At 45.0% G+C, this 15,299-nt stretch carries 12 protein-coding genes; 2 read left to right on the forward strand and 10 right to left on the reverse strand.

Translation table 11 applies throughout. The annotated features are described in order from the left end of the window. Positions 1-38: 38 nt before the first annotated feature. The 7 genes from N2K84_RS09180 to N2K84_RS09210 all read right to left on the reverse strand — a co-directional run bounded on the left by N2K84_RS09180 (position 39) and on the right by N2K84_RS09210 (position 8,988). Positions 39-1,679, reverse strand: a complete 1,641-nt coding sequence (locus N2K84_RS09180) for a dipeptidyl-peptidase 3 family protein (RefSeq protein ID WP_282591502.1) — start codon at positions 1,677-1,679, stop codon at positions 39-41. 27 nt (positions 1,680-1,706) lie between these two features. Beyond that, the gene (locus tag N2K84_RS09185; RefSeq protein ID WP_282591503.1) at positions 1,707-2,024 is read right to left on the reverse strand and encodes an antibiotic biosynthesis monooxygenase family protein; all 318 of its coding nucleotides are present in this window, start codon (positions 2,022-2,024) and stop codon (positions 1,707-1,709) included. Between the two features lie 5 nt (positions 2,025-2,029). Further along, entirely contained in the window at positions 2,030-2,428 is a 399-nt protein-coding gene (locus N2K84_RS09190) for a thermonuclease family protein (RefSeq protein ID WP_282591504.1), read from the reverse strand. 129 nt (positions 2,429-2,557) lie between these two features. After that, the gene (yidC, locus tag N2K84_RS09195; protein WP_282591505.1) at positions 2,558-4,474 is read right to left on the reverse strand and encodes a membrane protein insertase YidC; all 1,917 of its coding nucleotides are present in this window, start codon (positions 4,472-4,474) and stop codon (positions 2,558-2,560) included. Between the two features lie 110 nt (positions 4,475-4,584). Further along, the gene (gene pyrG, locus N2K84_RS09200; protein ID WP_282591506.1) at positions 4,585-6,186 is read right to left on the reverse strand and encodes a CTP synthase; all 1,602 of its coding nucleotides are present in this window, start codon (positions 6,184-6,186) and stop codon (positions 4,585-4,587) included. 138 nt (positions 6,187-6,324) lie between these two features. Further along, positions 6,325-8,364 carry a DUF349 domain-containing protein gene (locus tag N2K84_RS09205; RefSeq protein ID WP_282591507.1) on the reverse strand — a complete coding sequence of 680 codons (2,040 nt, stop codon included), beginning with the start codon at positions 8,362-8,364 and terminating at the stop codon, positions 6,325-6,327. A gap of 186 nt (positions 8,365-8,550) precedes the next feature. Then, positions 8,551-8,988, reverse strand: coding sequence for an Hsp20/alpha crystallin family protein (locus tag N2K84_RS09210; protein WP_282591508.1), 438 nt, complete (start codon positions 8,986-8,988; stop codon positions 8,551-8,553). 248 nt (positions 8,989-9,236) lie between these two features. Here N2K84_RS09210 and trmD point away from each other — a divergent pair, with 248 nt between their 5' ends. Beyond that, a complete protein-coding gene (trmD, locus tag N2K84_RS09215) occupies positions 9,237-9,926 on the forward strand; it encodes a tRNA (guanosine(37)-N1)-methyltransferase TrmD (RefSeq protein WP_282591509.1) in 690 nt (229 codons plus the stop codon). Between the two features lie 56 nt (positions 9,927-9,982). Here trmD and N2K84_RS09220 read toward each other — a convergent pair whose 3' ends face one another. After that, a complete protein-coding gene (locus tag N2K84_RS09220) occupies positions 9,983-12,820 on the reverse strand; it encodes a PD-(D/E)XK nuclease family protein (RefSeq protein ID WP_282591510.1) in 2,838 nt (945 codons plus the stop codon). Positions 12,821-12,937: 117 nt separating this feature from the next. Between N2K84_RS09220 and N2K84_RS09225 the strand changes: the two genes are divergently transcribed. Further along, positions 12,938-13,645 (forward strand): SIMPL domain-containing protein, encoded by a 708-nt coding sequence (locus tag N2K84_RS09225; protein ID WP_282591511.1) that lies wholly within the window; start codon positions 12,938-12,940, stop codon positions 13,643-13,645. 116 nt (positions 13,646-13,761) lie between these two features. Here N2K84_RS09225 and N2K84_RS09230 read toward each other — a convergent pair whose 3' ends face one another. Both N2K84_RS09230 and N2K84_RS09235 read right to left on the reverse strand, forming a co-directional pair. Continuing rightward, positions 13,762-14,229 (reverse strand): c-type cytochrome, encoded by a 468-nt coding sequence (locus N2K84_RS09230; RefSeq protein WP_282591512.1) that lies wholly within the window; start codon positions 14,227-14,229, stop codon positions 13,762-13,764. A gap of 107 nt (positions 14,230-14,336) precedes the next feature. Continuing rightward, a complete protein-coding gene (locus N2K84_RS09235) occupies positions 14,337-15,062 on the reverse strand; it encodes a ThuA domain-containing protein (protein WP_282591513.1) in 726 nt (241 codons plus the stop codon). Positions 15,063-15,299 lie beyond the last annotated feature (237 nt).

Consider the following 15,299-nt stretch of genomic DNA (forward strand, 5'->3'; position numbering starts at 1 on the left):
GTTTAGCCAGATGGATTTCTTTTTCAAAAAGAACAAGTTCAAACTCCCAAAACCTCGGGGCCTTGTTCAAATACGATATCAACCGGTATGCCGGCTTCGTTGATACGGTCCAGATCTTGCTGCAATTCTTCGCGGATAAAACCGGATTCTTCAATCATTTTCTTGGCCAGTTCGTAATCCCCATCCCCTTGAATGGTCAAAATCTGTGCTGACAAATCAAACATGGCCTGCTTCATCTTACCAAAGTCTACCCGATAAGTTCCGGTTTCCGCGTCGCGCTCAAAAGCGCCTTTTTCCTGAAAATAATAAAACCGGATCATATTGGCTTTGCCATGAGCGCTGGCGGCACCAAAGCGCACCGAACGAAAAATACCCGCCATAAAGGTTACAAAGTTGTCCATCATGTCTTTATCCGCAAGCTCGCCCCGTTCGTTTAATTCGTAAACAGCCCAAAGACCAAGAATATCCGCTTTGCTTTCCTCGATTGAGGTATAGGTTTCTTTTAATGCCTGCCGGACAGTTTGGCTGCCATCCACCGTTTTTCCCAGCCCCAGTCCGTGGGCCACCTCGTGAAACATGGTATTTTCGAAGAAGGCATCAAATTTCACATGACTACGCTGGTCTTCAGCAATCAATAAATCGGTGATAGGCACCAGAATTTTGTCGAATTTGGCCTGCATCGAATTTTTAAGTTGCAGCTTTCTACTCCCTTTCTCTGCCTGCACTTGCTCATCGTTGGGCAGGTTGATGGCGATTGTTTTGCTACCGGCATTGCAGTCGCCCGCATAATAAACCACATCGTAAGCATTCAAGTCCGAATCGGAGCCCGGTGTTTCATTTTTATAGGGGGCATCGCAAGGAAGCGCCTTTTGCAGATCGGGTAATAAAGCGGCAAATTTTTCCAACTTGCTGCTCCAAACTTTGTCTTTTATTAAAATGAAGGCCTCGTGGGCAGCCTTGTAGCCAAACAACTGGTCTTCATAATTTTCAATCGGGCCAACCACAAAATCTACCGTATTGGTTTTCATCTCCATCCAGGCCACATCACTCGGATAATAATCATCTGTAAGAAGCGCTTCGGCCCGCAACTCCAGGTATCTTTTCAATCCGGGGTCTTCGGCCAAATCAGCAGCCTGGCGGATATACCCGGCAGCCGCTTCCACTTGGCTTTTGAATGCCTCATGATAAGGCACAGCAATCAATTGCCCGCTTTCATCCCGCTGAATGAGCGTATATAAGCTCGATTTTGCAGGCTCATCCCAAGCGTCAAACTCCGCCTTGGTCATGTCAACCGGATAAAAACCTGCGCCTGCCGGCTTCTGTCCATAACCCTCCATAAAAGGTAGGTTACCGTTTAAGCGCTCCCATGGTCCATAATTAATCCGGATGAACCTTTCCATAGCAGGACTCGTCGCTTTTGCCAGGATTTCATTTTTATCGCCGTAGGCCTCCAGCCAAAAAATGTCGTCCATCAGTTGAGCAGCTTGAAATAACAGCGGCAACATTTTCCGCTCGTTTTCGGTCAGGACCGATAAATCAGTCGTCAGCTTAAACGAGGCAAATGCCTCTGCTTTTCCATCAATCTCAGTTTTCACGGGTTCTTGTACTTTCGGTTTTCCGGTGCAGGATGACAAAACCAGCCCGGCTCCGGCAATCATTAAAATCAGTAAGTTTTTCATGGTCATATATTTTCAGAAAATAAGGTTCTAACGTTCAAAACCGTAATCACGTTCGACAAGAGCGATCCTCACTTTGAAAGCAGTGTACCACTTCTCCCGTCCATATATTCTGGCGATACTGTGTTCTGCATGTTCTCTCCATTTAAGTATCGATCCGGCATCTTTCCAATAGGATACGGTAATGCCTATCTCATTACGGGCAGATTCGGCCCCTAAAAATCCGTCCTGAACTTTAGCCAGCTCAATCATTTTCTCTGCCATTTCACAATAGCCATTGTCGCCCTCTGTGCGAAGCGAGCTAAAAATGACAGCATAATAGGGTGGTTGTGGCGTTTTTGAGATCATGTACGCTACAAATAATACGGTTCTGCCAGTCCTTTAGCAATAAGCAAATCATTAATGCAGTAGAAATCGCCTATCGAGCGGATATTTGCATGGCCTTCCAGTATTTCAGTTGCAACCCGGACATACAGCACACCAAGGTACCTACCATATTTCCCTTTGGCATCTTGCAGGGTTTCGATAATCGCCAGATCGCCTTTTTTGATGACTGACTTCACAAAGTCGGAGGCTTGTTTCCCCGCCAGGTAATCATCTGACCCCTTCTTCACGCCGTAAACTTCGGGCGTGTTTACGCCATACAACCGGATTTTTTCATTTCTCACCCACACGGAGAGACCCAGGTCGATGTCGATCTCATAAGTGTCGCCATCCACCACACGCTGTATTTGTGCCTGATACTGATACATAAGTAAATGTTAAAATGTTAACAGAAATCGATTAACGTAAATTCCGGTGAGTTTGCCAGGAAACCAGCCGGTAAAAACACAGGCAAAAAGATACAAAAAATGCCGCCCGAAGACAGCATTTTCTGAATATTATTTTGGAAGCTGAACGCCCCTTTCTTTGGCCATTCGTTCGAGCCGCTGCTGAAATTTCGATTTCACTACCGGCCCCTTCTTTTTATTGGCATGAAGTTGTGCCCTGATTTTCTCTTCGTCAATCAATACCCTGAACAGGTACATTTGCCCGATGGTAATCAGGTTGGCCAGGAAATAATAGTAACTCAATCCTGACGGGTAACTGTTCAGAATAAACAGGAACATGACCGGCATCATGTACATCATCGTTTGCATGCCCGGCATGGCCTGGCTGCTGGTTGCCTGCGAGTTCAGCTTGGTCGAAATAATAGTGGTAACCGTCATCAACAAACAGAACAAACTCACATGATCGCCATAAAACGGAATGGTAAACGGCAGGTTCAGTATCGAATCATACGACGAAAGGTCGTTTGCCCACAGAAAGCTTTCCTGACGCAATTCGATCGATGTGGGGAAGAAAAAGAACATGGCAAACAAAATTGGCATTTGCAGCAGCATGGGCAAACATCCGCCCATTGGGTTCACGCCTGCTTTTTTATACAACGCCATGGTTGCCTGTTGTTTTTCCATCGGCTTATCTTTCCCAAACTTTTCGTTTAGTTCATCAATTTCGGGTTTTAAGGCCCGCATTTTAGCTTGCGAGATGTATGATTTGTAAGTAAACGGGAACAGGATCAACTTGATGAATACAGTCAGCAACAAAATGATAATCCCGAAATTACCGATATAATTGCGCAGGAAATTGAACACCGGGATCACCAAGAACCGGTTTACCCAGCGCAGGACCGAATATCCCAGGTTAACCAGCTGGTCGAGTTCAATATCGTATTGTTTTAAGGTATTGTAATGGTTGGGGCCAAAATAAAATTTCATTCCGTAGGCCTGATTGGGATCTCCTTCGTACGGGAAAGCAATGTCGGCATAAAAATCGCCCACATATCGTTTGCTGTCTTCCGTATAGTTAAACTTAACGTCAGCTGTTGGAAATGCTTCGTCGGCAATAATGGTCGAGTTGAAAAACAACTGTTTGAAACTGATCCATTTCACCTTTGTTTTCAAGGTTTCTTCACTTGACTTGGCCGGACTCAGTTTATCCACTTCATCACCAAAATATTTATAGTTGACCGACGTATAACGATCCTCCCCGTACTGCGATTTCCGTTCAAGGCGCGGGCCGGCAACCGCCCAGTTGAAGTTCAGGTAATTGGTATTGGACGAAATCAGGTTGTTCATTCCAACCGCTTTCACATGAAAGCCGACCATGTAGGAGTTGTGACTCAGTGTGTATTGGTACTCCAGGTAACCGCCATCGCCTGCCGGAAGTTGCATGGCCAAAACTTGCGAATCTCCGCCATGTTCCTCGTTGAATTCTTCATTACCCTCTTTTCCTTTGCGCACTTCAGGTCCGCCCACAGTCAGCAGTTCCTGATTGACGGATGGCACAAAAAACAAATCGTCGGTGCGGATACTCCGGTTCTGCGCGAAAAAATTCAGACCGAACAAATTTTCCGGGCCATCGAATAAAATCAAGGGCAGCGAATCATAGGTCTGGTAATTTTTCAGCTCAACCGAATAAATTTTCCCTCCTTTGGTGGACACTTTCACCTTCATGAGGTTATTTTCGAGTGTGATGAATTTCTCTTCACCGGTTGCCGCGGGGGCAAAAATGCCGAAACGATCCTGTGCCGCCGTTGTCAACTGGCTTGAATCGGAAGCCAAGGTTTCCACCTCAGGAGTGGCCATCTCTGTTATTCTGACTTCTGCCTCCTGCCTGCGCTCCGCCTCAACCTGGGCAATGGAATCCTGACGCCGGCGGGCTGCTTCAATTTCTTCCTGCGAAGGCTTGTTCAGGTAACTAAAACCAATCAGGATGGCAAAAATCAACACCATCCCGACAATCGTATTTTTATCCATAGAAATTTATTTTTACGAAAATTAAGGTCACCGACCTACTCATTTTTTCTTGATCACTTTTATTTCAGGACATGTACGGCATCCTATCACGATGCAACAGGGGCATATTCCTATTTCATGGCTGCCTTAACAAAAGCAACAAACAAAGGATGCGGCGCCAAAACGGTACTGCTGTATTCCGGGTGGTACTGAACGCCTACAAACCATTTATGAGTTGGTATTTCAACCACTTCCACCAGGTTGGTATCCGGATTCAGGCCCACAGGCACCATTCCTCCTTTCTTGAAATCATCAAGATATTGATTGTTAAATTCGTACCGGTGACGGTGACGTTCCCGAATTTCGGCATTTCCGTAAGCTTTATACAGGTTCGATTTTTTGTCGATAATATTGCAGGCGTAGGCACCCAGTCGCATAGTCCCGCCCTTTTCGGTAATACCCTTTTGTTCCTCCATCAGGTCGATAACAGGATAAGCTGTTTTTTCGTTCATTTCGGTTGAATCGGCGCCTTCAAAACCCAACACATTCCGGGCGTATTCAATCACAGCGATTTGCATGCCCAAGCAAATTCCCAGAAAAGGAATATTATTCTCGCGCACAAATTTGGTGGCCAAAATCTTCCCTTCAATACCACGGTGCCCAAAACCGGGAGCAATGATCACTCCGCATAACCCCGACAAGGTTTCAGCGACATTCTTTTTGGTAATTTCTTCGGAATGGATCCATTTCAGGTTCACCTTCACCCGGTTTTCGGCGCCGGCATGGATTAAAGCCTCCGCGATGGATTTATAGGCATCCTGCAGCTCAACATATTTACCAACCAGACCAATATTGACAGTCGCCTCCGGGTTTTTATGCTTTTGAAGGAATTCATTCCAGTCATCCAGCTTCGGTTCGTTTTTATGCGGTAACTTCAGTTTTTTCAGTACCGTAACATCCAGCTTTTCTTCCAACATTTTATTTGGCACCTCATAAATAGTGGGAACATCGATGGATTGCACCACGGCATCGATATCGACATTGCAGAAAAGCGCCACTTTTTTACGGATGCTGGTATTTAAATCATGTTCGGTGCGTAAAACCAGAATGTCTGGCTGAACCCCGTTTTCGAGCAATAATTTTACGGAATGCTGCGTGGGTTTGGTTTTCAATTCACCCGAGGCCGCCAGGAATGGCACCAAGGTCAGGTGGATTACCAACGCACTGGAACCCAGTTCCCATTTCAGCTGACGAACAGCTTCAACATAAGGAAGCGATTCGATGTCGCCAACAGTTCCGCCAATCTCGGTCACGACGATATCGTAATTGCGCTTGGTCCCCAGAAACTTGATTTTTCGCTTGATTTCATCCGTAATGTGCGGAATGATTTGTACGGTTTTGCCCAGATAATCACCACGGCGCTCTTTGTTAATCACCGATTGGTAAATGCGCCCGGTGGTTACATTGTTTGCCTGCGAGGTAGGCACATTCAGAAAACGTTCGTAGTGGCCCAAATCCAAATCGGTTTCGGCCCCGTCTTCGGTGACATAACACTCCCCGTGTTCGTATGGGTTTAAGGTTCCCGGATCGACATTGATGTAAGGATCCAACTTTTGAATGGTCACGGAGTAACCCCTGGCTTGCAATAACTTAGCTAACGATGCGGCTAATATTCCTTTTCCTAAGGAGGAGGTTACACCCCCTGTCACAAAGATGTACTTGGTTGCTGACAAAATCGTAAATTTTAATATTCCTAAAAACGCACAAAGTTAAGCAATAAAACTTATTGCGCTCCAAAAATGTGCACGATATAATATGAACAAATAATTAAAAGACCCGCCAAAAGTAGCGGGTCTCTCATTTCTTTTTGGTTAATCATCGTCTTCCATCTCGTCGATGATCCGTATCTTCTCTTTCAGGAACTCAATCTTCTCCTGTGTAGTCTGTATTTTTTTATTGACGTCATCAATCAGCGATTCAGCATTCTTGGTATTGGCAAAAAAGCCAATGTTATTATTGAGCAGGGCCAGGTCATTTTCCATCTGCTTCAGCTTGGTCACATACTTGTCGCGTTCAAAGCGCATTTTGTTCTGACCTCTTGAAGAACCGGAAAAATTAGTCATTTTGCTCTTAAATTTCAGCAAATTGCGCTTTTGGTCATCAATTTTCAGATGGTCAAAATGCAGGTTAATGGCATCGCGGAACTCGTTCTGTATCTTATCCTTTTCCTTGAACGGAACATGGCCAATCTCGGTCCAGCGGCGCTGAAAATCTCTCATTTGCGCCAGGTCTTCATCCTCATTTTTTGTCAGCGTATAGTTTTTAATTTCTTCAATCAGGGCCTTTTTCTGGCGCAGGTTTTCATCCTGCTCATGATCAACTGTTGAGAAATGTTCCGATTTTTGCTCAAAGAAATAATCGCAAGCGGCCCGGAACCGTTTCCAAATGGCATCAGACTGTTTGCGGGGTACCGGACCGATTTCTTTCCACTTCTTTTGAATACGTATAAATTCGTCGGTGGCCTTTTTCCAGTCGGTGCTGTCTTTCAGCGCTTCGGCCTGGATGCACAAATCGGCTTTCAGTTGCAGGTTATTTTGCTGCAATTCTTTATTTTGGGAATAAAACTCACGCTTGGCATCAAAAAATTTGTCACAAGCGCTGCGAAACCGTTCATAAATCCGGTTATTGTCTTTTTTTGGTGCAAAACCGATCGTTCTCCAAACTTTCTGCAGTTCGATCAGTTCCCGCGATTTATCATCCCAGTCTTTATGATTGGGCAATTCCATCGATGCAATCTCCTCTGCCTTTTCGCACAAGGCGGTTTTTGCTTCCAGGTTTTTCTTTTGTTCATCCTTGCGATCGTCAAAATATTCCTGGTGTTTTTTGTTGATGATGGACGTAGCTGCTTTGAAACGCTCCCAAAGCTCATCCTTTTTATCGCGAGGTACCGGGCCAATTTCGCGCCACTGTTCATGGTATTTTTGCAGAATATTGAATGCTTTGATGATGGATGGTTCCACCAGCAATTCTTCCGTTTTTTCGCACAAGTTGATTTTGGCCTCCAGGTTCTTCTTCAGGTCGAGGTCGCGTAGTTCCTTGTTTATTTTGATGTAATCGTAAAAATTTTCAACATGGTGGTGGTATGTTTCCCAAAGATCCTTCAGTTTTGATTGCGGTACCAAGCCGGTATCACGCCACTTTTGCTGCAAATCACGGAATTCCTGAAACGTTTTATTGATCGACTCTTTTCGGTTTACCAGCGATTTGATCTCCTCAATGATATCGTATTTGATCTGAAGGTTCTGATCCTTTTCTTCCTCCATTTGCTTCTGGTGGTCATTTTTCAGTTGATGATATTCCCTCAGCAGGTTTTTCAAATCATCTTCATAAGGTGCATTACCGGGAACAAACTCATTTTCATCGCCTCCAGCCTCCAGGTAGGCCTTTTTCTCAGCTTCAACATTGGCTTTATGCTTTTTGTAGAAGTTGATTTTTATCCGGTCAACTTCGTCTTTTATATCTTCATCTTTTGTTTTACTGATCAAATCACGCAAGGCATTGATCAGCTCCACCTCGGTGTAGCCCGAATAGTTGATTTTACCCTTGGCGATCATCGCTTCGGCCGCCTCCTCATCCAGCTCTTCATCTTCGCTACCGGCCGATTCAGCTTCATCGGGTTCAACCGCTTTTACCGGTTCTTCATCGGTACTTGCAGTCAAATCGGGTTCAACTTCCTCCTCAACTTCCACTTCAGGAGCCGAAATGGATTCTTCGGTAACAGCACTTGCTTCAGGAGCAATCTCTTGTTCAGCTTCAAGCTTCTGGCTTTCGGCAGGCGTAGCAGCAGCGCCGGTTTCCTCCGGAGTTGCTTTCAACTCATCTGTTGAGTTTTTCAGATCTTTAGGTTCCATGTGATAATTGTTTAAATTACTGAGTAATTTTCAGAGTTTTAGGTCTCGCACCAAGTTACGAAAATATAATTTTCGGTACGAATACTCAAGTAAAACCACGATTAATTCTGAAAAACATGGACATAGACATAAAAAAAGCCACTCCCTGAATGAAAGCGGCCTGTAAATAAAAACGCACAAATCCCCTTAAGCAATCTCTATTTCACGACGTTGCGGAATGGCCTCTTCCTTTTTGGAAACGACCAATTTCAGGATACCATTCTTAAAAGCAGCTTCAATTTTTTCTGCATCAAGCTTTTCCGAAAGCCTGAATTTCTTCTCAAAATTCTGCGGCTTGAATTCCACCCGTGCATATTTTGCTGCTTGTCCCTCTTGTTCTGCCACTTCGCCTTTGATAACCAACAAGTCTTTTTCAACGGAAATCTTTACTTGTTCCTTTTCAAAACCGGGAATCAGCAATTCAATCTGAACTGATTTTTCATCTTCAAACAAATTGGTAGCCGGTTGCCACGAAAGCTCATTTTTAGCAAAACGATCTGAACGGTACTCCTGCGTAAAAAGGTCATTCAATAAACGATCAACTGCATTGAACGAATAAGCCGGATTTACTTTTACTAGTTTCATAATCATTTTCCTCCTATAAAATTTTATTGTTTCTCATTGTTTTGCCGATCATTTTTCAAGTTCTGTTCCAACACAAAAAACGCAGACAAAAATTTCTTCAACCCGCAAGGATTAGCGTCAACATTTCCGAATCAATCAAATATAACAGGTCATTTTGTCATCTTATGCAGATGCATAGATATATTTTGAATGCCAATTTTAAGCGGGCGATCTGGTAAATGTTGCTACTTTTGCAGAAAAAATCTTGTATGCGCATCGATATCCTCACTGTTGTTCCCGAATTGCTCGAAAGTCCGTTTAAACATTCGATCCTGAAACGGGCACAGAAAAAAGGCCTGGTGGAAATCCACGTTCACAACATCCGTGATTTTTCGACCGACAAGCACCGGAAAACTGATGATTACGCCTTTAGTGGCGGGGCGGGCATGGTGATGACCATTCAGCCAATTGAAGCCGCCATTGAACACTTAAAGACGCAACGCGAATACGACGAGATCATTTACACCAGCCCTGATGGCGAGGTTTATAACCAGCAAACAGCCAACAAGTTATCTTTAAAGAAAAACATCATCATCCTTTGCGGGCACTACAAAGGTGTTGACCAAAGGGTGCGCGACCACCTTGTCACCCGCGAGATCTCGATTGGCGATTACGTATTGACCGGAGGCGAAATGGCTGCGGCCGTGATGGTTGACAGCATCGTCCGGCTGATTCCGGGGGCAATATCTGACGAAACCTCCGCCCTTACCGATTCGTTTCAGGACAACCTGTTGAGTCCGCCCGTTTATACCAGGCCGGCCGATTATAAAGGCTGGAAAGTACCTGAAATCCTGTTGAGCGGAAACGACAAACAGGTTAACGACTGGAAGGAAAAGCAAGCCTACGAACGCACCAAGCAGCTGCGTCCCGACTTGCTCGAAAAACACGACCGGGAATAGTTGACTAACGATTGCCGATTTGCGAACGAAGATCAAGAGATCAGACAGATCCCATTTTAGCCGCGGCGACAAATCAGGTTATATGGACAGGTTTGGCATTTCCTGACCTCCGCTGTTTGATCATACACAGTTGAATCGCTGAACATTTCCAATAACAATTCATCCAGACTGGCAACAAATTCATCAGCAATACCGGAATAATTTACCGGTTGGCCGTTTTGCATCACAGAAGGCAAAAAATCTTCATCAAAAAACTGGTCGATTTTATAAATGGTTGGCAGGATGGGAAGATTTCCCTTATTGCGCCGGTAAATCTCGGCATAAACCAATGTTTGGAAGATTTCTTTCGGACGTTTTGATTTTTCTCGATCGTAAAATTCCGAAAATTTTTTAAACTTCAAATCCAATGCCCGCCCGGTTTTGTAGTCAATAATCCTTACCCCGTCTCGGGTTTGATCAATCCGGTCCACAATACCGCCCAACTTTATTTTCCGCGGCACTCCACCGATGGGCAAAACAAATTCTGCTTCGAAATCCCCCTCTAGTTCCAGCACCGTAAACGGGGCAAAAGCACGGTCATTTTCCAGCATCCGCTCCAGGTAAGTTTGCAGGTTTTCGGCGATCAGGATATTCTTCCCGGTAATTTTAACGTCCTTCAACGCTCTATCCTTGTAATATTCGCGCGCAAAAGCCGAATGGATGGCCTTGCCGATTTTATTTTTATTGACGGCTACCGTCTTTAAATCCTCACTGCTAACCTCTTTCCCTTTAAATTCGGTATAAATAAGCTCCGCGGCGTGGTGAAACAAATTTCCAAACAGACGCGGGTCAACATCTTCCAGCAGTTCATCCGTTTCCTTAATATTGGCCACATGCCGGAAGTAAAATTTCAGTTTACAATCCAGATAGGTATTCAGGGCACTCGGGCTGAGGCGCTTTTCGGCATACCGCTCCAGCAACCGTTGCTGGTGGACAGCAGTTCCCGGTATCGAAATCGGCTCCGAACCGGATGCTTTAAAATCAAAATCGAGGTGCCAAAATTCAGGTTTTAGATCAGAATCATACATCATCTGAAAAAGATAACGGCTCATCTCCCCCGTATTCAGCCCGTCACTCGACGAATCGTAAACCAACACCACTTCTTCAGCCCGGTGAAGCAACCGATAAAAATAATAGGCATACATGGCATCCTGCTCTTCGTAGGCCGGCAATCCAAAAGCCTTCCGAAGGTTGTAAGGAATAAAGGAATGAACCGCCGAAGTTTTGGGCAACTTTCCCTCGTTCACCGAAAACAGAACCAGTTTTTTAAAGTCGAGGTTTCGGGTTTCCAGCACGCCCATCACCTGCAAGCCCGATAGTGGCTCACCCTCGAACGGAATGGCAATGCGCTGTAAGTGTTGCACTAAAATGCGGTAAAAAAGCGATAAAGAAATTTTCTCCGGATGAAATTGCTCCAGGGTATCCACCAGGCGCTGAACCGCCAGATAAACCTGGTACAGGTATTCGGCCTCCAGATGAACAGATGCTCCTCCCTTGGATTGATAGCGGACAGCCAGCATCCGGACAAGCTTCATAAAATAATCAGCGCAACCCCGCCAATCTTCCTGCCTGGTAAAAGCCAAACTGAACAATTCATCCTTTTTCAGATCGGACGTGCGCACATATATTTTGTTTTGCTGATGAATCTCGCGCACCAGTTTTTTTGATTCCGGGCTCGCCAGCAGCTGATGGTTCAGCACAGCCAACACCGGACGGTAATAAAAGGCCTCATCTCCATCCAGCCTGCGGAAATTTTTCTGCAACTCGATCAACTGCGAAATCAAACTGTAAACAGGCGTATTTTGTAACGGATAGCCCATGGTAATATTGATGCTATTGAACCGACAGCCGGCAGCAGAAACCACCGGGATCAAAAAATTCTCGTCGGCCAGCACCAGCGCGGCATCATCAAAAGAGGTTTTTGCAGCCGGATTGGCCAGAAATTGCTGATGGTTGACCACCTGCGCCTGTGCCACCTGCCCGGGAACCGACACGACCTGAATCTTTTTGGCCGGCAGGACATCTTCATCCAATACAAAACCATTGGGCATGGGAAATTCAATCAAATTTTGGCGAATAAACAAGCCTGCCTCATGGGTAGGATCCTGCACAAACGCCACATCATAATCCCAAAAGAAATCGGCAATACCAGCCGACTTAAACCGACGGAACAGGCTGTTCTCAGCCGCATTCAGCGCATTAAAACCGACAAAAACATACCGATCGGATGGCAAATTGAGTTCCGGTTGACGCTGTAGTTTTTCAACCAAATCGCGGTACACCAGCCCGCTGTACCCCACTTGTTCGGCCAGCAACTCGTCCCGAAAACGATGATAAACCGTTGCCAGTTTGTTCCAAATCGTCAGGAACTTCTCCCTGTTAACCGAGGCGCCGGCCTTTCCCAGATTTCCCCAGAACAACTCAATCGCGCGCTTTTGCCCGGGTGTGAGATAGTCAAAACGGCTTTCAATTTCCTTTAAATCCGAAATATTTTGGAACAGGTCATCCGCGTCCAGCAAGTATTTATCCACATCATTAAAATCATTCAGCAGAATTTCGCCCCAAAAGAAAAAATCGTCAAGTTCCTCCAGATGACCGGTTTCTTCCCGATAAATACGATGCAAACGCAAGATCAGGCTGATCTGGTCTGATATTTGCATCCCCGAAAGCTGTGCCACCAGGTCGTTGATGGTGATTACCTCGGGGCCAAGAATCGGGCCGGTGGCCAAATCGTTCAAATAAGCATTGAAAAACACGCCTGACCGGCGACTTGGGAAAACAACCGACAACCGACTGATACCGGCCCCGAACTGTTGATCTAAAAAACGGGCAACCTGTTTCAAAAATGGATCCATGAAATCGATATTTTTGTTAAAGATAGCACATAAATTGAGCACCGTCGAACCGAAAAAAATTACAAAAAGAATAAGCGCTTTAAAATGAATTATTTACAAACAAAAAATCAGAAAACAATGAAAACAATTTATCTCCTTTTGTGCCTGATGATTCTTAGCGGCGTTTCGATCGCACAGAATCAACTCAACCCGCTGGAATCGACCCCTTACATTGAAGTTACCGGCGAAGGCAAGCTGGAAGTGGTGCCCGACGAAATCTACCTTCAGTTTACGCTGAAAGAACGCTACGACGGACGCAACAAAATTGAGCTGGACAACCTGGAAAAAAAGATGAAACAACTCATGCAGAAAAACAAGTTTAAGCTCGAAGATTTATCCCTGGCCGATGCGTCTGCCGATTTTATCTCCATCAAAAGAAAAAAGAAGGATGTTCTCGCTTCGAAAGAATTTGTCATGAAAGTTTCCACCACCAGCGAACTGACCGACCTGTTGGCCATTTTAGATGAAGTGGAAGTACAAGACGCCTTTGTAAGCCGGGTTGACCACAGCCGGATTGAAGACCTGAAAATAGACGTAAAGATGCAGGCGGTAAAGAATGCCAAAGAAAAAGCATCATATCTGCTGAGTGCCATTGACGAAAAACCAGGAAAAGTACTGTTCATTCAGGAACGCGAAACTTACGAACCAATTTTTACCCCCCGAACCAAAATGATGTCCACCGTCATGATGGCCGAAAGTGAGGACGCGGCACAGCCGGAAGTGGAAATTTCATTCCAGAAGATTAAGTTGAATTACAAAGTTTTTGCCCGTTTTGCTGTCAACTAAAGTCACAGGCCTATTTAGTAGCTCCATCGATTTTACGGTGACCGAAAAAAAGTTATCCCGTCCGTGTTTATACATGTACGGGATAATTTCTTTTCAGAAAAAACCAATTTTAGCTTTTACCTGTTTCGCACGGCTGCTACCTCTTCAACGGTAACCGGGTCCAGTTTGTTCCCAAAGTTGGAACGGACATACGAAATGACATTGGCCAGCTCCAAATCGGTGAGATGATTGTGGGGAGCCATCAAGCTGTTGTATTTTTCACCATTCACCTCAATCTCTCCGGTCATGCCGTGCAACACCAGTTCAATCAGCTGCGTTTTATCTGCGATGTATTTATTGGGCGTTAGTGGCGGGAAAACCCCGGACACGCCAGCCCCGTTGGCCTGGTGGCAAACCTGACAATATTGTTTATAAACTTTCTCGCCGGGATGAGGCAGGCTTTTCGCCGATGCTTCTATTTCAGCCCCTTGCTTTTCAGCTAAAGCTGAAGTTTCAAGCGCTTTTGGCTTTTCCTGGCTTCCGGAGCTGCAGCCAGCGATTAGGATAGCAGTCGCTATAACCAGTAGAAAAAATAACTTACTCATATGTTTTTCATCTTCTATTATGAATGAAATAAACGCTGTTTAAAAACCATTTTGAAGCATACTTGCCAACAAAAACGCGGTCTGATGCCAATAGTTTAGCTTATCCCTCACTTTTTCCTTTCCGCCAAATACGCGATGGCCTGCCGGATCAGTTTCCGGTAATTCTCATCCTGGTAGGCATGATGATCGTGACCGGGCTGCAAATAAATGATCGTCGAAGCTTCATATTGGTTTACCCAGCCAATGATGGGTGAACTTTCGGCATGCGTTGTTTTAAGCAACGGGATGACAGTAGGCAACACACGAAAATTGCCGTACACCTCATCGAATAAGATAAAATCAGCCAATCCCTTCGTTACCGGATGATTGTCCTGCACAATCTGCACTGGCACCGGAGTATCGTGCCGATACGTTGAAAATCCGTTTTCGAGGGTCATTTGATAGCGTTTTTCATCGAAATAACGCCCGCCAATAATGTGCTCAAACTCATCCCAGGTTTGATACGAAACCAGCGCATGGTGCAAAAACAACATGGGTTTGCCCGCTTTCAGCAAACGTAAAAAGGCAGCCTGCTGCTCCGGGCTGATTTCCTGGTACATGTCGTAAAAAACAAGCACATCATAATCATCAAGCTGTTCTTTTTCCATCAACCGGTTGGCTTCCGGCTGAATTGCTTCTTCCCAGCTTACCCCCTCCAGAGTATCGAACAGGGCAAAAAATGGGTCACGCTCAAAACTGTGCCCGCCGGTAACCACCAAAACTTTCGTGTTGCCCGAAAAACCGATTACCGGCAATAAAAGCACAGCAAAAAAGGAAAAGATTGTTTTCATCATCGCACAAGTTCGTTTCGTTCAAAAGAATATTCAAAGCACAATCGCTGATAAGATGAACAAACCGACAAATTATAAAGTTTATTGGTCACCCAAAAAGCATCCAACAAATTGGGCATCAAAACAAACCGGCAAACAAGCTGTTTTTCATTCTAAAAACCGGAAACAGAAGTCCAAAATATTTCCGCTCGTTTTCTTTGACGAAGCAACTTTTTTCGCAATTTTTAACTCTTATTGAAT

Origin of the sequence: Gaoshiqia sediminis, assembly GCF_025907915.1 — a bacterium.
Classification (GTDB): Bacteria; Bacteroidota; Bacteroidia; order Bacteroidales; family Prolixibacteraceae; genus Gaoshiqia; species Gaoshiqia sediminis.